The sequence below is a fragment of the Burkholderia mycopellens genome, assembly GCF_964265025.1.
Classification (GTDB): domain Bacteria; phylum Pseudomonadota; class Gammaproteobacteria; order Burkholderiales; family Burkholderiaceae; genus Burkholderia.
Genome location: NZ_OZ183802.1, coordinates 3,268,984 through 3,285,764, shown reverse-complemented (window position 1 = coordinate 3,285,764; position 16,781 = coordinate 3,268,984). Strand labels below are relative to the sequence as shown.

Annotated in this window: 18 protein-coding genes; 9 read left to right on the top strand and 9 right to left on the bottom strand. The window is 68.2% G+C overall.

Going from position 1 to position 16,781, the window contains the following annotated elements; all coding sequences use genetic code 11:
- Window positions 1-407: 407 nt before the first annotated feature.
- On the top strand, window positions 408-758 hold the full coding sequence (locus tag ACPTTC_RS15295) for a TonB family protein (protein ID WP_175970924.1): 351 nt from the start codon (window positions 408-410) through the stop codon (window positions 756-758).
- A 119-nt stretch (window positions 759-877) separates the two neighbouring features.
- Here the strand turns inward: ACPTTC_RS15295 and ACPTTC_RS15290 are convergent, their stop codons facing one another.
- Together ACPTTC_RS15290 and moaC are read right to left on the bottom strand one after the other, a co-directional pair.
- Window positions 878-2,083 carry a hypothetical protein gene (locus tag ACPTTC_RS15290; protein ID WP_423392961.1) on the bottom strand — a complete coding sequence of 402 codons (1,206 nt, stop codon included), beginning with the start codon at window positions 2,081-2,083 and terminating at the stop codon, window positions 878-880.
- 91 nt (window positions 2,084-2,174) lie between these two features.
- Window positions 2,175-2,663: a cyclic pyranopterin monophosphate synthase MoaC gene (gene moaC / locus ACPTTC_RS15285; protein WP_423392960.1), complete on the bottom strand. Its 489-nt coding sequence runs from the start codon at window positions 2,661-2,663 to the stop codon at window positions 2,175-2,177.
- A 274-nt stretch (window positions 2,664-2,937) separates the two neighbouring features.
- On the opposite strand from moaC, the gene ACPTTC_RS15280 reads away from it, so the two are divergent.
- The gene (locus ACPTTC_RS15280) at window positions 2,938-4,632 is read left to right on the top strand and encodes a M48 family metalloprotease (protein WP_423392959.1); all 1,695 of its coding nucleotides are present in this window, start codon (window positions 2,938-2,940) and stop codon (window positions 4,630-4,632) included.
- A 39-nt stretch (window positions 4,633-4,671) separates the two neighbouring features.
- Here ACPTTC_RS15280 and ACPTTC_RS15275 read toward each other — a convergent pair whose 3' ends face one another.
- The 6 genes from ACPTTC_RS15275 to ACPTTC_RS15250 form a co-directional block, all read right to left on the bottom strand.
- Complete coding sequence (locus tag ACPTTC_RS15275) at window positions 4,672-5,259, bottom strand: DUF2946 family protein (RefSeq protein ID WP_423392958.1); 588 nt, start codon at window positions 5,257-5,259, stop codon at window positions 4,672-4,674.
- Complete coding sequence (locus ACPTTC_RS15270; RefSeq protein WP_175956473.1) at window positions 5,252-6,289, bottom strand: hydrolase; 1,038 nt, start codon at window positions 6,287-6,289, stop codon at window positions 5,252-5,254. Before ACPTTC_RS15270 ends, ACPTTC_RS15275 begins: the two co-directional genes overlap by 8 nt.
- A gap of 34 nt (window positions 6,290-6,323) precedes the next feature.
- Entirely contained in the window at window positions 6,324-6,770 is a 447-nt protein-coding gene (locus ACPTTC_RS15265; RefSeq protein ID WP_006749968.1) for a nuclear transport factor 2 family protein, read from the bottom strand.
- A 115-nt stretch (window positions 6,771-6,885) separates the two neighbouring features.
- Window positions 6,886-7,923, bottom strand: a complete 1,038-nt coding sequence (gene waaF / locus ACPTTC_RS15260; RefSeq protein ID WP_175970930.1) for a lipopolysaccharide heptosyltransferase II — start codon at window positions 7,921-7,923, stop codon at window positions 6,886-6,888.
- 148 nt (window positions 7,924-8,071) lie between these two features.
- Window positions 8,072-8,266 carry a zinc-finger domain-containing protein gene (locus ACPTTC_RS15255; RefSeq protein ID WP_006749970.1) on the bottom strand — a complete coding sequence of 65 codons (195 nt, stop codon included), beginning with the start codon at window positions 8,264-8,266 and terminating at the stop codon, window positions 8,072-8,074.
- 50 nt (window positions 8,267-8,316) lie between these two features.
- Complete coding sequence (locus ACPTTC_RS15250; RefSeq protein WP_011353071.1) at window positions 8,317-9,240, bottom strand: branched-chain amino acid transaminase; 924 nt, start codon at window positions 9,238-9,240, stop codon at window positions 8,317-8,319.
- A gap of 193 nt (window positions 9,241-9,433) precedes the next feature.
- On the opposite strand from ACPTTC_RS15250, the gene ACPTTC_RS15245 reads away from it, so the two are divergent.
- From ACPTTC_RS15245 to ACPTTC_RS15235, 3 genes are all read left to right on the top strand, one after another.
- Window positions 9,434-10,189 (top strand): AzlC family ABC transporter permease, encoded by a 756-nt coding sequence (locus ACPTTC_RS15245; RefSeq protein WP_175956477.1) that lies wholly within the window; start codon window positions 9,434-9,436, stop codon window positions 10,187-10,189.
- Window positions 10,186-10,509, top strand: a complete 324-nt coding sequence (locus tag ACPTTC_RS15240) for an AzlD domain-containing protein (protein ID WP_174940363.1) — start codon at window positions 10,186-10,188, stop codon at window positions 10,507-10,509. Before ACPTTC_RS15245 ends, ACPTTC_RS15240 begins: the two co-directional genes overlap by 4 nt.
- 279 nt (window positions 10,510-10,788) lie before the next feature.
- Window positions 10,789-11,985: a phosphoglycerate kinase gene (locus ACPTTC_RS15235; protein WP_423392957.1), complete on the top strand. Its 1,197-nt coding sequence runs from the start codon at window positions 10,789-10,791 to the stop codon at window positions 11,983-11,985.
- 157 nt (window positions 11,986-12,142) lie between these two features.
- On the opposite strand, the gene ACPTTC_RS15230 is transcribed toward ACPTTC_RS15235, so the two are convergent.
- Window positions 12,143-12,271 carry a hypothetical protein gene (locus ACPTTC_RS15230; RefSeq protein ID WP_021164118.1) on the bottom strand — a complete coding sequence of 43 codons (129 nt, stop codon included), beginning with the start codon at window positions 12,269-12,271 and terminating at the stop codon, window positions 12,143-12,145.
- Here ACPTTC_RS15230 and pyk point away from each other — a divergent pair.
- The 4 genes from pyk to purE all read left to right on the top strand — a co-directional run bounded on the left by pyk (window position 12,270) and on the right by purE (window position 16,746).
- Complete coding sequence (gene pyk, locus ACPTTC_RS15225; protein WP_226200808.1) at window positions 12,270-13,706, top strand: pyruvate kinase; 1,437 nt, start codon at window positions 12,270-12,272, stop codon at window positions 13,704-13,706. The two genes, ACPTTC_RS15230 and pyk, sit on opposite strands and share 2 nt — an antisense overlap.
- 313 nt (window positions 13,707-14,019) lie before the next feature.
- The gene (gene fba / locus ACPTTC_RS15220; RefSeq protein WP_011353066.1) at window positions 14,020-15,084 is read left to right on the top strand and encodes a class II fructose-bisphosphate aldolase; all 1,065 of its coding nucleotides are present in this window, start codon (window positions 14,020-14,022) and stop codon (window positions 15,082-15,084) included.
- A gap of 233 nt (window positions 15,085-15,317) precedes the next feature.
- Complete coding sequence (locus ACPTTC_RS15215; RefSeq protein ID WP_423392956.1) at window positions 15,318-16,208, top strand: phosphoribosylaminoimidazolesuccinocarboxamide synthase; 891 nt, start codon at window positions 15,318-15,320, stop codon at window positions 16,206-16,208.
- Window positions 16,209-16,224: 16 nt separating this feature from the next.
- Window positions 16,225-16,746 carry a 5-(carboxyamino)imidazole ribonucleotide mutase gene (gene purE, locus ACPTTC_RS15210; RefSeq protein WP_039360624.1) on the top strand — a complete coding sequence of 174 codons (522 nt, stop codon included), beginning with the start codon at window positions 16,225-16,227 and terminating at the stop codon, window positions 16,744-16,746.
- The last annotated feature ends 35 nt before the right edge of the window (window positions 16,747-16,781 follow it).

The window sequence follows — 16,781 nt, the reverse complement described above, 5'->3', positions numbered from 1 at the left end:
GTGAGGAAGTAGTGGCGCGTGTCGGGCGTCAAAGCTCGGCGCCAACCTGCCGAATCCGGTCGCATATCGATTACCTCGCGGATCGCGTGGATTCCAGCCGAAGGCGCGGCGATTCGCGTCAACCATTGTCAAATCGCCGCCGCTCGCCGGGCCGCGCGTGCACAATGCGCGAAAACGCTCGCGTGCCGCCCTGTGGAAGGCGGGGGCCAGCGCGAACGCAGGCAACACCCGGCCAGCCGGGAAGTCCGTCACGCAGGATCGCGGCCGAGCATCGATCGGCCGTGCGGCCTTAACGGGGCGCCGGTCCGATGGCCGCGGCGCAGTGTGACGCATGCGATGCGGCCGGGCGACGTTTTCCGGTGCGCGGCGCGTGCGTCCTGAACAGTGCTGAAGAACGATATTCGACCATGTCTATTCGCTCGACCTACCTGATCCTGCCCGCCGTCGCGATGCTGTTTTCCGGCTGCGCGATGCTGACGTCGTCGCAGGAAAGCAAGCTGACCTGCCACATTCCGCGCGCCGTCTACCCGGATACCGCGAAGCCGCTCACGCGCCCGGCGACCGTGCTCGTGCGCGCGCTGATGACGACGTCCGGCGAAGCGCAGAACGTCACCGTGACGACCAGCAGCCGCAATGCGGCTGCCGACCGCGCGGCCGTCGACGCGATGACGCACGCGACCTGCGTGCAGACGGGCGCGACCGCGAACCCGTTCCTGCTGACCCAACCGTTCGTATTCGAGCCGCAGCGCGGCCAGTGATGCATGGGCGGCGCGCCCTGCGTGCGGGTTGCCGTCCGGTTTCCTTTCCTGCCGGCCGCTTCGTTGCGCATGCCCACTGACAGTCGGTGCGCGGCCTGCGCAGCGCACACGCCCGACGTTCAGTGCTGCGGCATCAGGTTCGCGCCGCGGCAAGCCGGCTCGGCCGCCGTGCTCAGCCCGAGCAGCGTGAACCCGTTGCGTTCCTGGCGAATCAGCGCATAGTGCCGCGCAACCGTTTCGCCGGTACTGCCCGTCAGATCGAGCTCGACCTGAAAGCGGTCCTTGCTGTCCGAGCAGCCGCGCACCGGGCCGTACGCGAACCCCCGGCCGGCCGCCTTGCCGGCCTTGTTGAACGCCTGCCGGCCTTTCAGTGCGGCCGCTGCGGCGGCGGGCTCGCTCCATTCGCGCGCCAGCGCATCGTCGACCTTCAACCATTCGTCGACGAAATCGCGGCCGTTGAGCGCGACGGGCTGTACGCGCTGCACGGTGCCGCCGTCGACGCGATAGCGAAAGATGCCCGGCCGTGTCATCACTTCGCTGTCCATCGAGCCGACCGTCGCGCGCACCTCGAAGCCGTCGGGGCGCACCTTGAACCGGATCGGGTTTTCGTCGAGCACGTAGTCGTTCGCGGAATGGAACACCGTGCGTTGCGCAGCCGAGCCGTTGGCCGGTGCGACCACGTCCGCGGCGAACTGGCTCCAGCGCGACGCGCACCACGGCGTGCCGTGGACGACCGCGACCTGCCCGCCGGGCAGCGCCGAGAACCAGAATCCGGCACCGTACGCGCCGCCGATGTCCTTGTAGTCGTCGGCCTGCCAGCGCAGCACGCGCCGCCAGCCGCCGTTTTCCCATGCGTAAGCGGTGAGCAGGTTGTCGTCGCCGCATGCGATGTCGAAGCCGGCGCGCACGAAGAGCAACGGGCGGGATGTGCCGCCGCGTTCGACGTCGACGTCCGGATTGCGACCGAACGCCGATTCGCCGTCTTTCGGCTGGACGGGCCGGGCCGGCACGCCGAGCGCGGCCGCGAGCGTGCGTTTCAGCGCGACCGGATCGACCTGTTCGTCGCTGCAAGCGAGCCGCGCATCGATCGTGCCGACGAGCGCCTGCTTGTAAGCACGCAGCGCATCGCGCAGCGGCGGCGAAATGTCGACGCCGCCGCCGTCGCTCGGCGGAATTCGGATCTGCTGCACGCGGTGCTGCGCGTCGATGGCCGCGCGCGCGGCCGTGTCGGCAGCGGGGCAGGCGCCGGCGGCCGATGCGGCAGCCGGCAGCAGGGAGAGCGCGCACAGCAGCGGCGCGCCGTATTTCAGCGTGAGGTTCTTCATCGGTGATGTGTTTTTCTGGCTTTTTATCGTTTGAACGGGGCATCGCTACGGCCGACGATACCCCGTGAATGGCTGCTGTTGCTGCTGGCGCTTAACCCGCCGCGTCTTCCGCCTTCCAGTCCCCCGACTTCCCGCCGCGCTTCTCGCGCACGCTCACGTCGGTGATCACCATCCCGCGATCGACGGCCTTGCACATGTCGTAGACGGTCAGCAGCCCGACCTGCACGGCCGTCAGCGCTTCCATCTCGACGCCGGTCCGGCCGAACGTCTCGACCTGCACGACGCAGTGGACGCCCGGCAGCGCGTCGTCGAGTTCGAACTCGACGGCCACGCGCGTCAGCGCGAGCGGGTGGCACAGCGGGATCAGGTCGGCCGTGCGCTTGGCGCCCTGGATGGCCGCGATGCGCGCGACGCCGAGCACGTCGCCTTTCTTGGCCTTGCCGTCGCGAATCAGCGCGAACGTAGCCGGCAACATCCGGATCGTGCCGCGCGCGATCGCGATGCGCTGGGTTTCCTGCTTGCCGCCGACGTCGACCATGTGCGCATGGCCGGCGGCATCGAAATGGGTGAGTTCTGACATGTCATGCTCCAGTGGAACGGCGTGCTCGCGCGAGCACGTCCCGCGGTCCTGCTTCGCGATCAGGCAGGGCGCGGTATCCCCTCTCCGCACCCCGATCCGATCCAACGTTTCAACGGGCGCCTATCATAGCAGCGGCATTCGTGGCGCCGGGTACGCAGATGGCGCGTATGCCGCACGGGACAGTCGCGATGCCGCCGGTACAATGATCCGAATATTCAGACCAAACGCCGCGAAGCGCGCCCGGCGCGCGGGACGGCGTCGTTTTCATCCTGCCATGCGTGTCAAACAGTTGCTTGCCGTGTCGCTGTCGGTGGCGCTCGCATTGCCGCCGAGCAGCCATGCGCAGAGCGCGTCCGCGCCGCCGCTCGAATCGGCGGCCGGCGGCGCCCGGTCGATTTCCACCGTGCCATCCGGTATCGCGGCCGGCGTGTTCGGCACCTACGGCGGCGCGGAGAGCCGATTTTCGGACGCAGGCGGCGCGTCGGCGCCGGCCGCGAGCCTGCGTGCGCCGCTTCGCTCGCTCGAGCTGCCCGACCTTGGCGACGGTTCCGGCGGTTCGCTGACGCCGCAGGCCGAGCGCCGGCTCGGCGAGCGTGTGATGCGTGAAGTGCGGCGCGATCCCGACTATCTCGACGACTGGCTCGTACGCGACTACCTGAACGCGATGGCGGCGCGGCTCGCGGCCGCGGCGGCCGCGCGCTTCATCGGCGGCTACACGCCGGACTTCGACCTGTTCCCGGTTCGCGATCCGCAGATCAACGCGTTCTCGATGCCGGGCGGTTTCATCGGGATCAACAGCGGGCTCGTCGTCACGACGCAGACGGAATCGGAACTCGCGTCGGTGGTCGGCCACGAGATGGGGCACGTGCTGCAGCGGCACATCGCGCGGATGATCGGTGCGAACGAGAAGACCGGCTATACGGCGCTCGCGACGATGCTGCTCGGCGTGCTGGCCGGCGTGCTCGCGAGAAGCGGCGACCTCGGCAGCGCGATCGCGTTGGGCGGGCAGGCGTATGCGGTGGACAACCAGCTGCGCTTTTCGCGCTCGGCCGAGCGCGAGGCCGATCGCGTCGGCTTCCAGCTGCTCGCGGGCGCGGGCTATGACCCGTACGGGATGCCGGGCTTCTTCGAGCGGCTCGACCGCGCGTCAATGGGCGATGCGGGCGTGCCGGCCTATGCGCGCACGCACCCGCTGACCGGCGAGCGGATCGCCGACATGGAGGATCGCGCGCGCCGCGCGCCGTACCGTCAGCCGCGCCAATCGGCCGAATACGGGTTCGTGCGCGCGCGACTGCGCGTCCTGCAGAACCGCGCGCCGACCGATATCGCGGCCGAGGCGCGGAGGATGCAATTCGAGATCGACGATCGCACCGCGCCGAACGTCGCGGCGAACTGGTACGGCATCGCGCTCGCGAAGGCGCTGCTCGGCGAGTACGACGCGGCCGGCAACGCGCTCGCGTCGGCGCGCACCACGTTCGACGCGCGCGAGCGGCGCGAGGACGATCCGGCGACGAGTTCGCCGAGCCTCGACGTGCTGGCCGCCGATATCGCGCGCCGCGCGGGGCGGGCTGACGACGCGGTGCGACTTGCGGCACTCGCGCAGCGGCGCTGGCCGGCATCGCACGCCGCGATCGTCGCGCATCTTCAGGCGCTGATCGCGGCACGCCGGTTCGCCGAAGCGCAGGCGCAGGCACGCGCGCAGGCGAAGGCCGATCCCGAGCAGCCGGACTGGTGGGACTATCTTGCGAAGGCGAGCGACGGCAAGGGCGACCTGCCGGCGCGGCGCCGCGCGCTCGCGGAGAAGCTCGCGCTCGACGGCGCGTGGCCGTCGGCGATTCGCCAGCTGAAGGAAGCGCGCGACGCGAAGGACGTGTCGTTTTACGAGCAGTCGATGATCGGCGCGCGGCTGCTGGAATTCGAAGCGCGCTACAAGGAAGAGCGCGAAGACGAGAAGAACGGCCGCGGGTAGCGGCCGGCGTGCGGTAAAGGCGGACGGAGCCGCTGCTGGTCAGTTGCCGCCGCCGGTCGCGCCGTGAGCCCGTTGCGCCGGGCTTGCGATGTAGCCGAATCGCGTGGGCACATCGGCGCAGACGATGTTGCCGAGCGGCACGGTGCGGCCGTCGCGCCAGCGCAGCACCGGCGGCGCGGCATCGAAATCCGCGTGATCGGCGAACAGCCCGAGATCGTGGTCGTGCAGCGCCGCGATGCGCGGCGGCGTGCCTGCCGCGCGAAACAGCACGCCACCCGCGTCGTCGAGCCATGCTTCATCCGGTTCGAACGGCGCGCCGGTATGGTCGGTGAGCGTGAGTTGTCCGTCGCGCTCGGTGAGCCGGACGACCCACGGCGTATAGGCGAGCTCGACGTACACGCGCTGCGGCCCGTTCTGGAAGAACCATTGGCCGTGCGCGTCGCATTCATAGTTGCGGCCGATGAACGCGTTCAGCGCCGCATGCCGGATCGGCGAGCCGAGTTCGCCGGCCGCCTGCGCGGCGTCATCGCGCAGCCGCCATTCGCCGCGCCGGTCGAGCAGCAGCCAGCCGGTACAGTGCGGCACGTCTGGCCATTTGGCGAGGGCCTGCCTGACGATGTCATCCATGGTCGACGAATTTGGAGCAATAGCCGAACACCCGCGCCGACAGCCAGTCGAGGCGGCCGGGGAACGGCCCGGTCATGAATCCCGCGTGCCCGCCCGCCGCGGGCTGGTCGAGTTCGACGGCCGGCGATACGTCGGCCGGCCCCGGCAGCGCCGATTCAGGCAGGAACGGGTCGTTGCGGGCGTTGAGAATCAGCGTCGGCACGTCGATCGCGGGCAGCAGCGGCCGTGTCGTCGCCTTGGTCCAGTAGTCGTCCGCATCCGCGAAACCGTGCAGCGGTGCGGTCACGACCTCGTCGAAGTCGCGCATCGTCACGGCCTGCAGCATGGCTTCGCGGTCGAACAACCCAGGGTACTGGTCGAGCTTCGCGAGCGCCTTGCGCTTGAGCGTCTTCAGGAAGCTGCGCGTGTAGACCATCGCAAAGCCTTGCGACAGCGCACGCCCGCCGGCGTGCACGTCGATCGGCGTCGAGATCGCGGCGGCCGCCCGCAGGATCGACGTGTCGCTGCGATGCTCGCCGAGCCAGCGCAGCAGCACGTTGCCGCCGAGCGACACGCCGGCCGCGACCAGCGGCCCGCGATGCTGCGCGGCAAGCCGGCGCAGGATCCAGTCGACCTCGGCGCTGTCGGCGAGATGGTAGAAGCGCGGCTGGCGGTTGATCTCGCCGCTGCAACTGCGGAAGTGCGGCACGACGGCGTGCCAGCCCTTCGCGCGCGCGGCGGCCATCATCGCGAGTGCGTAGTGCGAGCCGGAGCTGCCTTCGAGGCCGTGGAACAGCACGAACAGCGGCGCATCGGGCTGCGGCGCGGCGCTGTCGAGATGCGCGACCCAGTCGAGATCGATGAAGTCGTGGTCGGGGGTTTCCCATCGCTCTCGTCGGTAAGCGACGACGGGGCGCCGCGCGAACAGCGCGGGCACGATGGTTTGCGCATGGCTGTTCGGCAGCCAGCGTGGTGCGCGATAGCGCAGGTTGTCGTCGTCGGGGGCCGGAGCCCCGGTCAGCGGCGATGTGGGCGGAGAAGCCGTACTCATGATCGCCCCGCGGATGCGTTGCTTCGTCTTTTCGTCAGTGCAGCGGACCCTGCCCATGACGGATCTTCGCGGCGAATTGTCCGGCCGCTTGTTCGGGAATCGGGCTCGCGTGAATATGCGCGATGCGCCACTCGCCGCGTTCGTGAATCATCACGTACGTGGCGAAAACCATGTCGGGTTCGGCCGTCAGGTCGGCCTGCTGATGCGCTTCGGCGATCGTATAGACGACCGTGCCGAGGCTGTCGTACACGCGGATGTCGAGCGGCTCGATCGTCACGGGGCGCGTGGCGAGCCGGTTGGCGAGCCCGCTGCGGATCTGGTCGAGGCCGTGCAGATGCTCGCCGTCCGCCCACACGCAGCTGGCGAAATCCTCGTCGATCCACAATCCCAGCAGCGCGTCGAGATTGGCATCGGCGACGGCCTGGTAGTAGGCGTTCAGCGTATCGGCGGCGGCTTCGAAGAGGCGGGCAAAACGTGGCATCGGGGTTATCTCTCGCGCGCGTCGCGCGCCGTATTCAGCACGGCGGCCCGGATGGAGCCGCCGTACACCGGTGAATCGGATTGCCCGGCGCGTCGTGCGACGCTGCCGGCCAGGGTCAGCGCTGCCCGACGAGCATGCCGCGCAAATCGCCGAATACCTGCTCGGGACCGAGTTCGCGCAGGCACTTCAGGTGGCCGAGCGGGCACTCGCGTTCGAAGCAGGGACTGCATTCGAGATGAAGCCATTGTACCTTCGCCAGGTCCGACAGCGGAGGGGTGTGGCGCGGATCGGTCGATCCGTACAGCGCGACGAGCGGCCGGCGTAGCGCGGCGGCAACGTGCATCAGCCCCGAATCGTTGGTGACCACCGCGTTCGCGCGCGCGATCAGTGCGCACGCCTCGGACAGCGAAGTCTGTCCGCACAGGTTGCGCACGTTCGGCGCGTGGTCGGCGATCGCCTGTGCCGCGGCGGCGTCCTTCTGCGAGCCGAGCGCGACGATCTGCGTGTACGGGAACGACTGATGGACGATGGTGGCGAGCGTCGCGAAGTGCTCGGGCGGCCAGCGCTTGGCCGGGCCGTACTCTGCGCCGGGGCAGAACACGACGAGCGGCTTGCGTGTATCGAGATTGAAACGCGCGGACACGCGCGCCGTCTCGTTCAGGTCGGCGTCGAGGCGCGGCGCGGGCAGCGTTTTCATCGATTCGGGCAGCTTCGCGCCCGGCGCGTACGCGAGCGCCGCGTAGTGAGCCGTCATCGGCGGCCGCTCGCCCGACTTGTCGGGGTTCGCGTGCCGCACGTTGAGCAGCCCGTAGCGGTGCTCGCCCGTGTAGCCGACCCGCAGCGGGATGTTCGCGAGCCACGGGATCACCGCGGATTTCAGCGAATTCGGCAGCACGTACGCGGCGTCGTAGCCGACGTCGCGCAGGTCGCTCGCGAGCTGCCAGCGGCGCAGCAGCTGCAGCTTGCCGTGCGCGAGATCGGTCGCGTAGACATCGTGGATCTCGGGCATCCGTTCGAGCACGGGCGCGACCCACGAGGGCGCGACGGCATCGATCGCGATGCGGGGATGGTTTTTCTTCAGCAGCGCAAAAAGCGGCTGCGCCATCAATGCGTCACCGATCCAGTTCGGTGCGATAACCAGCGCTCGACGCATCAGGTCGACTTCCGATGTCGTAATGAAGCACGGCGCTCAGGCGCCGCGTTCGGGTTGCCAGAATGGAGAAGGGCGGCGCGCCGGCAATCCGGCTGCGCCGCCTTGCGGGTCGGCGGTCCTGCAAACCTGCAGGCCCGGCCGCCGGGGCTCAGTGGCCCTTGACGACCTCGCCGTCGCGCAGCTTGTAGCGCGTGCCGCAGTACGGGCAGCGTGCTTCGCCGTGCGAGACGTCGATGAAGACGCGCGGGTGAGCGCTCCAGCGCGCCATGGCCGGGTTCGGGCAGTACGCGGGCAGATCCTTGGCCGTCAGCTCGACCAGCGGCATTTCCTTGATTTCACTCATGAGACTTTCTCTTATCACTCTTTTGTGGGGCGGTCGGTGGCGCGGCGCGCTCAGACCTTCGTCAGCCAGTGCGCGTACTTCGCGTTCTTGCCCGACACGATATCGAAAAACGCCGACTGGAGCTTTTCCGTGACGGGGCCGCGTGCGCCGCTGCCGATCGTGCGGTTGTCGAGCTCGCGGATCGGCGTGACTTCGGCGGCCGTGCCGGTGAAGAACGCTTCGTCGGCCGTGTAGACCTCGTCACGCGTGATGCGCTTCTCGATCACCTCGATGCCGGCGTCCTTCGCGAGCGTGATGACGGTATCGCGCGTGATGCCATCGAGGCACGACGACAGGTCGGGCGTGTACAGCTTGCCGTTGTTCACCAGGAAGAAGTTCTCACCGGAGCCTTCCGACACGTAGCCGTCGACGTCCAGCAGCAGCGCTTCGTCGTAGCCGTCGGCCGTCGCTTCCTGGTTCGCCAGGATCGAGTTCACGTACCAGCCCGACGCCTTCGCGCGCACCATCGACACGTTCACGTGGTGGCGCGTGAACGACGACGTCTTCACGCGGATGCCCTTCGCGAGGCCTTCCTCGCCGAGGTACGCGCCCCACGGCCATGCGGCGATCGCGACGTGGATCGTGTTGCCCTTCGCGGCCACGCCGAGCTTTTCCGAGCCGACCCAGATGATCGGGCGCAGGTAGCACGACTCGAGCTTGTTCTCGCGCACGACTTCGAGCTGCGCGGCTTCGAGCGTTTCCCGGTCGAACGGCACGTCCATCTGGAAGATCTTCGCCGAATTCAGCAGACGTTTCGTGTGCTCGTACAGGCGGAAGATCGCGGTGCTGCCGTCGGCCGACTTGTACGCGCGCACGCCCTCGAAGACGCCCATGCCGTAGTGCAGCGTGTGGGTCAGGACGTGGATCTTGGCGTCGCGCCAGTCGATCAGCTTGCCGTCCATCCAGATCTTGCCGTCGCGGTCGGCCATTGACATAGATTTCTCCTGGGATGCGGTTGTATGCAGCGTTGAGCCGGAAAGACGCTCATTTTAGCGTCATTTGAAGGCGATCCGGTCGGTCGGCGCGGGGCCGGCGCTATAATCGCCCGGTACCGATTCCAATAACGACGGGTCGTACCGGCAGGAGGCGCCGGCGCCCCGACGAACCGCCCGCTGCGGCCCGCTTCCCATGCTCGCTCGATTGTCCGCCACCGACCGCTTCGCGCTGATCCAGGGCGCGCGCGACTATTCCCCGACGTTGATGGCGATTTTCTCGTGGGGGCTCGTCACCGGCATCGCGATGAGCAAGTCGGTGATGACCCTCGGGCAGGCGAGCGCGATGTCGCTGCTGGTCTACGCGGGCTCGTCGCAGCTCGCGGTGCTGCCGCTCCTCGCGGCGAAGCTGCCGATCTGGACCGTCCTGCTCACGGCCGCGATGGTCAACACGCGCTTCGTGATCTTCAGCGCCGGGCTTGCTCCCCATTTTTCCTACCTGCCGCTGTGGCGGCGCCTCGCGATCGGCTATTTCAACGGCGACGTGATCTACCTGCTGTTCCAGAAACAGGGCTTCGCGTACGGCCACGTGCCCGGCAAGGAGGCGTATTTCTGGGGGATGGCGCTCGCGAGCTGGCTGTCGTGGCAGGTGTCGTCGCTCGCCGGCATCCTGCTCGCGAGCGTCTTTCCCGCGAGCTGGGGGCTGGAGCTGGCAGGCACGCTCGCGCTGATTCCGATCATGGTGTCGGCGGTCGCGAACCGCTCGACGCTCGCGGCCGTCGCGGTCGCCGGTGTCGTGTCGCTCGTCGCGTTCGACCTGCCGTACCGGCTCGCGCTGCCGCTGGCGGTGCTCGCCGCGCTCGCGGCCGGCTGCACGGCCGATTTCTTCGTCGAGCGGGCCGACTGGCGGCGCATCCGCACCGAAACCGTGCACGAGAAGGAGATCGAATGAGCGCGACGGAAATCTGGATCGTCATCATCGGGATGACGATCGTCACGGCCGTTACGCGCGCGCTGTTCCTGATCGGCGGCGAACGCACCGTGCTGCCCGAGCGCGCGCAGCGCGCCATGCGCTACGCGCCGGCCGCGGCCTTGGTCGCCGTCGTGTTGCCCGACGTGCTCGAAACGCCGGCCGGGCTGTCGTTCGCGCTGTCCAACCATCCGTTCTACGCGGCGCTCGCCGGCCTCGGCTGGTTCCTGTGGCGGCGCAGCATGCTCGGCACGATCGTCGTCGGGATGCTCGTGTTCACCGCGCTGCGCCTGATTTTCTGATGGGCCGCCGTTCCGGCCCGTCGGGTACTGGCCGCTCGTGCGGATGCATTGCTGCGTTGCGGCGATGTGTCCGTTCCCGCGCGCGATCCCAAATAGGCGGAATTCGCCGCCCGCGGGTCAGTCTGCCGGGTGGATCGGCTAGAATGCCCGTTCGAGATTTTTTACCCGTGCGCGTCATGCGAACCGCCAGCCACGGCCGCATCCGGCGCCCTTTCGCGGCAGCCCGCGCACGTCCAGCGTGAACCCCCTTTCCCCATCCACTACTTCAATCTGTTCAACATGAGCCAAGTCAAGCGTCTTACCGACCTGATCGCCGCCGGCCAGCTCGCCGGCAAGCGGGTGTTCATCCGCGCCGACCTGAACGTCCCGCAGGACGACCAGGGCAACATCACCGAAGACACGCGCGTGCGTGCGTCCGTGCCGGCCATCCAGGCGGCGCTCGACGCCGGCGCGGCCGTGATGGTCACGTCGCACCTCGGTCGTCCGACCGAAGGCGAATTCAAGCCGGAAGACTCGCTCGCGCCGGTCGCGACGCGCCTCGCCGAGCTGCTCGGCCGCGACGTGCCGCTCGTCTCGAACTGGGTCGAGAACGGCGTGAATGTCGCGCCGGGCCAGGTCGTGCTGCTCGAGAACTGCCGCGTGAACAAGGGCGAGAAGAAGAATTCGGACGAGCTCGCGCAGAAGATGGCGAAGCTCTGCGACGTGTACGTGAACGACGCGTTCGGCACCGCGCACCGCGCGGAAGCGACCACGCACGGCATCGCGAAGTACGCGCCGGTCGCGTGCGCGGGCCCGCTGCTGGCCGCCGAACTCGACGCGCTCGGCAAGGCGCTCGGCAACCCGGCACGCCCGCTGGTGGCGATCGTCGCCGGCTCGAAGGTGTCGACCAAGCTCACGATCCTGAAGTCGCTGGCCGGCAAGGTCGACCAGCTGATCGTCGGCGGCGGCATCGCGAACACCTTCATGCTCGCGGCCGGCCTGTCGATCGGCAAGTCGCTCGCGGAAGCCGACCTCGTCAACGAGGCGAAGGCGATCATCGACGAAGCGCGCGAGCGCGGCGCATCGGTGCCGATCCCGACCGACGTCGTGACGGCCAAGGAATTCTCGCCGACGGCCGCGGCCACGGTGAAGCAGGTCGCCGACATCGAAGCGGACGACATGATCCTCGACATCGGCCCCGATACGGCCAAGGCGCTCGCGAGCCAGCTCGAGAAGGCCGGCACGATCGTGTGGAACGGCCCGGTCGGCGTGTTCGAGTTCGACCAGTTCGGCAACGGCACCAAGACGCTCGCGGAAGCGATCGCCAAATCGTCCGCGTTCTCGATCGCGGGCGGCGGCGACACGCTCGCGGCCATCGCGAAGTACGGCATCCATGACCAGGTCAGCTACATCTCGACGGGCGGCGGCGCCTTCCTCGAGTTCCTCGAGGGGAAGAAGCTGCCGGCGGTGGAAGTGCTGGAAACGCGGGCGGCCTGAGCGTGGCGGCGCGCGCAGGGGTGACGAAGGCCGCGCGCTCCGCGACAGCGGAGCAGCCGGCCGGCGCGGGCAAGCGCAAACGCGCGCCCGCGCGGGCGAACACCGCCCCGCGCGCACCGGCGGCCGCCGGCGACGCGGCCGAGCAACACCACGAGATTCAGAACAAAGCGATGCCGGGCGCAAGCACCGGCACGCCCCCCGGAACGGCCGCCGCTGGGCCTGCCGCTTCCGGCTCTCGCAGCGTTTCACCCAGCGCATCCACCTTGATCCAGATGAGGAGTTTCATGCAGCGCGCCACCAAGATAGTCGCCACGATCGGCCCGGCTTCCAGTTCGCCGGAGATTCTGCTGCAGATGATGCAGGCGGGCCTCGACGTCGTGCGGCTCAATTTTTCGCACGGCACCGCCGACGATCACCGCCAGCGCGCCGAGATGGTGCGCGAGGCCGCCCGCAAGGTCGGCCGCGAGATCGCGATCATGGCCGACCTCCAGGGCCCGAAGATTCGCGTCGGCAAGTTCGAGAACGGCAAGACGACGCTCGAGCCGGGCCAGTCCTTCATCCTCGACGCGGGCTGCGAGCTTGGCAACGACGAGCGTGTCGGCCTCGACTACAAGGAACTGCCGCGCGACCTGCGCACGGGCGACCTGCTGCTGCTGAACGACGGCCTGATCGTGCTGACCGTCGAACGCGTGCTCGGCGACGAGATCCACACGATCGTCAAGGTGGGCGGCGAGCTGTCGAACAACAAGGGCATCAACCGCCAGGGCGGCGGCCTGTCGGCTCCCGCGCTGACCGCGAAGGACATGGAGGACATCCGCACCGCGATGTCGCTCGGCGCGGATCTGGTGGCGGTGTCGTTCCCGAAGAACGCGACCGACATGGAAATGGCGCGCCAGCTCGCGAATATCGCGGGCGCGCCGTACGGCATCAAGCCGAAGATGATCGCGAAGATCGAGCGCGCGGAAGCGATTCCGGCGCTGCAAAGCATTCTCGACGCATCCGACGGTATCATGGTCGCGCGCGGCGACCTCGCGGTGGAAGTGGGCAACGCGGCCGTGCCGGCGCTGCAGAAGCGGATGATCCGGATGGCGCGCGAGTCGAACAAGCTCGTGATCACCGCGACGCAGATGATGGAATCGATGATCTACGCACCGGTGCCGACGCGTGCGGAAGTGTCGGACGTCGCGAACGCGGTGCTCGACGGCACCGACGCGGTGATGCTGTCGGCCGAGACGGCTGCCGGCAAGTACCCGGTCGTTACGATCGAGACGATGGCGGCCGTGTGCGTCGAGGCGGAAAAGTCCGAAGAGGTCGAGCTGGACAAGGATTTCCTCGACCGCACGTTCACGCGGATCGACCAGTCGATCGCGATGGGCGCGCTGTTCACCGCGTATCACCTGGGTGCGAAAGCGATCGTCGCGCTGACCGAATCGGGCGCGACCGCGCTGTGGATGTCGCGTCACTACACGCACGTGCCGATCTTCGCGCTGACGCCGCGTGTCGGCAGCGAGCGCACGATGGCGCTGTACCGGAACGTGACGCCGCTGCATGTCGACTTCAACAGCGATCGCGACTCGGCACTGCAGGCGGCGCTCGAGATCGTGGTCAAGCAGGGCTACGTGCAGCACGGCGACATGGTCGTGCTGACCGTCGGCGAGCCGATGGGGCAGGCGGGCGGCACCAACACGCTGAAGATCGTGCGGGTCGGCGAGCACTATTGAGCGCCCACTGAGCATCGGGCCGGCCTGCGGGCCGGTCGGATCGGCTGAGGAATCGATCCGACACCGTTTTTCACGCGAAAGCCGCGTGGGGTCCGAAGCCCCACGCGGCTTTTTTTCTCTTTTTTGCCCGCATTGTGCCGTGCCAACGTAACAAATTGCGAGTCGGCGCCACCGGGCGGTCGGAATTGGAGGCGCTTCGCGATAAAATGCGGCTATTCGACGCTCAGCCGCGCCGCGCCATCCCGGGTTCGACCGGGAGCGAGCGCCGCGCCGGCGTCAGGGCGCACCGGTTTTCATTCCAAGGAGTTCCACAATGCCTCTCGTATCAATGCGTCAATTGCTGGACCACGCGGCAGAGCACGGTTACGGCCTGCCGGCCTTCAACGTGAACAACCTGGAGCAGGTCCAGGCGATCATGGCGGCGGCGGACCAGGTCGGCGCGCCCGTGATCATGCAGGCATCGGCCGGCGCGCGTAAGTACGCGGGCGAGCCGTTCCTGCGCCACCTGATCGAAGCAGCCGTCGAGTCGTACCCGCACATCCCGGTCGTGATGCACCAGGATCATGGCCAGTCGCCGGCAGTCTGCATGGCCGCGATCCGCAGCGGCTTCACCAGCGTGATGATGGACGGCTCGCTGGAAGCCGACGGCAAGACGGTCGCGTCGTACGAGTACAACGTCGACGTGTCGCGCAAGGTCGTCGAGATGGCGCACTCGATCGGCGTGACGGTCGAAGCCGAACTCGGCGTGCTCGGCTCGCTCGAGACGATGAAGGGCGACAAGGAAGACGGTCACGGCGCGGAAGGCACGATGACCCGCGAGCAACTGCTGACCGATCCGGAGCAGGCCGCCGACTTCGTGAAGCTCACGCAGTGCGATGCGCTCGCGATCGCGATCGGCACGTCGCACGGCGCGTACAAGTTCTCGAAGAAGCCGACGGGCGACATCCTGTCGATCCAGCGCATCAAGGAAATCCACGCGCGCATCCCGAACACCCACCTCGTGATGCACGGTTCGTCGTCGGTGCCGCAGGAACTGCTGGCCGAGATCCGCGAATTCGGCGGCGACATGAAGGAAACCTACGGCGTGCCGGTCGAGGAAATCCAGGAAGGCATCAAGCACGGCGTGCGCAAGATCAACATCGACACCGACCTGCGTCTGGCGATCACCGGTGCGATCCGCCGCTACCTGTTCGAGAACCCGGGCAAGTTCGATCCGCGCGACTACCTGAAGCCCGCGCGCGAAGCGGCGAAGCAGGTCTGCGTCGACCGCTACCTCGCGTTCGGCTGCGAAGGCCAGGCCGGCAAGATCAAGCCGGTGTCGCTCGACAAGATCGCCGAGCAGTACAAGTCCGGCGCGCTCGCACAGGTCGTGCGCTGAGACTGTAGTACGATTGCCGCGCCCGATGCTGGCATCGGGCAAAGGCAAGGCCGCCCGGCCGGATCTGATCCGGCCCCGGGCAGCCGCTCCGTCCGGCCGAACGAGGGCCGGCCGGCAATCGCCCGGGCGCCGTCGCCCGGCCGGTTCGCCGACGTATTGCAAGACCGCCGTTCCCGCCTGCCGCGGGGAACGGCGTTTCCCTTTTGGTTTGGCTCCTTATCTGCGAAAAGACGATGTCTACCCTCTACGAATCCACGCTCCGCTCGCTGCCGCTCCTCGGTCGCGGCAAGGTCCGCGATAACTACGCGGTCGGCAACGACAAGCTCCTGATCGTCACGACCGATCGCCTGTCGGCATTCGACGTGGTGATGGGCGAGCCGATTCCGAACAAGGGCCGCGTGCTGAACCAGATGGCGAACTTCTGGTTCGACAAGCTCGCGCACATCGTGCCGAACCACCTGACGGGCGACGCGCCGGAAGCGGTCGTCGCGGCCGACGAGGTCGAGCAGGTGAAGGGCCGCGGCGTGGTCGTCAAGCGCCTCGAGCCGATCATGATCGAGGCGGTCGTGCGCGGCTACCTGGCCGGCAGCGGCTGGAAGGAATACCAGGCGTCGGGCGCCGTGTGCGGCGTGCAGTTGCCGGCAGGCCTGCAGAACGCGCAGAAGCTGCCCGAGCCGATCTTCACGCCGGCCGCGAAGGCCGAGATGGGCGAGCACGACGAGAACATCACGTTCGAGGAAACCGAGCGCCGCATCGGCACCGAGCTGGCCGCGACGATCCGCGACATCTCGATCAAGCTGTACAAGGAAGCGGCCGACTACGCGGCGACGCGCGGCATCATCATCGCCGATACGAAGTTCGAATTCGGCCTCGACAACCACGGCAAGCTGTACCTGATGGACGAAGTGCTGACGGCCGATTCGTCGCGCTTCTGGCCGGCTGACCAGTACGAAGTCGGCACGAACCCGCCGTCGTTCGACAAGCAGTTCGTGCGCGACTGGCTCGAGGCGCAGCCGTGGGGCAAGACGGCGCCGGCGCCGGCGCTGCCGGCCGACGTCGTCGAGAAGACGGCCGCGAAGTACCAGGAAGCGCTCGAGCGCATCACGGGCCAGGCGCTCGCCTGATCGGGGAACGGAACACATGAGCGAAGTTCAGACTGCCCACACGCACAGCGCGCCGCTCGTCGGCGTGCTGATGGGTTCGAGTTCCGACTGGGACGTGATGAAGCACGCGGTTGCCATCCTGCAGGAATTCGGCGTGCCGTACGAGGCGAAGGTCGTGTCCGCGCACCGGATGCCCGACGAGATGTTCGACTATGCCGAGAAGGCGCGCGAGCGCGGGCTGCGCGCGATCATCGCGGGCGCCGGCGGCGCCGCGCACCTGCCCGGCATGCTGGCCGCGAAAACCACGGTGCCGGTGCTCGGCGTGCCGGTCGCGAGCAAGTACCTGAAGGGTGTCGATTCGCTGCACTCGATCGTGCAGATGCCGAAGGGCGTGCCGGTCGCGACGTTCGCGATCGGCGAGGCCGGCGCTGCGAACGCCGCGCTGTTCGCGGTGTCGATCCTGTCCGGCAACTCGGTCGACTATGCGAACCGGCTCGCCGCGTTCCGCGTGCGTCAGAACGAAGCCGCGCACGCGATGGTGCTGCCGCCGCTGGAATGACGGCGCACCGGCGGCCGCGCGTCGCGGCCGCCTGA

Bases quoted from the DNA above. Each gene is read 5' to 3' on its own strand.
- ACPTTC_RS15295 (WP_175970924.1), top strand. From the start codon at position 408: ATGTCTATTCGCTCGACCTACCTGATCCTGCCCGCCGTCGCGATGCTG.
- ACPTTC_RS15290 (WP_423392961.1), bottom strand. From the start codon at position 2,083: ATGAAGAACCTCACGCTGAAATACGGCGCGCCGCTGCTGTGCGCGCTC.
- moaC (WP_423392960.1), bottom strand. From the start codon at position 2,663: ATGTCAGAACTCACCCATTTCGATGCCGCCGGCCATGCGCACATGGTC.
- ACPTTC_RS15280 (WP_423392959.1), top strand. From the start codon at position 2,938: ATGCGTGTCAAACAGTTGCTTGCCGTGTCGCTGTCGGTGGCGCTCGCA.
- ACPTTC_RS15275 (WP_423392958.1), bottom strand. From the start codon at position 5,259: ATGGATGACATCGTCAGGCAGGCCCTCGCCAAATGGCCAGACGTGCCG.
- ACPTTC_RS15270 (WP_175956473.1), bottom strand. From the start codon at position 6,289: ATGAGTACGGCTTCTCCGCCCACATCGCCGCTGACCGGGGCTCCGGCC.
- ACPTTC_RS15265 (WP_006749968.1), bottom strand. From the start codon at position 6,770: ATGCCACGTTTTGCCCGCCTCTTCGAAGCCGCCGCCGATACGCTGAAC.
- waaF (WP_175970930.1), bottom strand. From the start codon at position 7,923: ATGCGTCGAGCGCTGGTTATCGCACCGAACTGGATCGGTGACGCATTG.
- ACPTTC_RS15255 (WP_006749970.1), bottom strand. From the start codon at position 8,266: ATGAGTGAAATCAAGGAAATGCCGCTGGTCGAGCTGACGGCCAAGGAT.
- ACPTTC_RS15250 (WP_011353071.1), bottom strand. From the start codon at position 9,240: ATGTCAATGGCCGACCGCGACGGCAAGATCTGGATGGACGGCAAGCTG.
- ACPTTC_RS15245 (WP_175956477.1), top strand. From the start codon at position 9,434: ATGCTCGCTCGATTGTCCGCCACCGACCGCTTCGCGCTGATCCAGGGC.
- ACPTTC_RS15240 (WP_174940363.1), top strand. From the start codon at position 10,186: ATGAGCGCGACGGAAATCTGGATCGTCATCATCGGGATGACGATCGTC.
- ACPTTC_RS15235 (WP_423392957.1), top strand. From the start codon at position 10,789: ATGAGCCAAGTCAAGCGTCTTACCGACCTGATCGCCGCCGGCCAGCTC.
- pyk (WP_226200808.1), top strand. From the start codon at position 12,270: ATGCAGCGCGCCACCAAGATAGTCGCCACGATCGGCCCGGCTTCCAGT.
- ACPTTC_RS15230 (WP_021164118.1), bottom strand. From the start codon at position 12,271: ATGAAACTCCTCATCTGGATCAAGGTGGATGCGCTGGGTGAAACGCTG.
- fba (WP_011353066.1), top strand. From the start codon at position 14,020: ATGCCTCTCGTATCAATGCGTCAATTGCTGGACCACGCGGCAGAGCAC.
- ACPTTC_RS15215 (WP_423392956.1), top strand. From the start codon at position 15,318: ATGTCTACCCTCTACGAATCCACGCTCCGCTCGCTGCCGCTCCTCGGT.
- purE (WP_039360624.1), top strand. From the start codon at position 16,225: ATGAGCGAAGTTCAGACTGCCCACACGCACAGCGCGCCGCTCGTCGGC.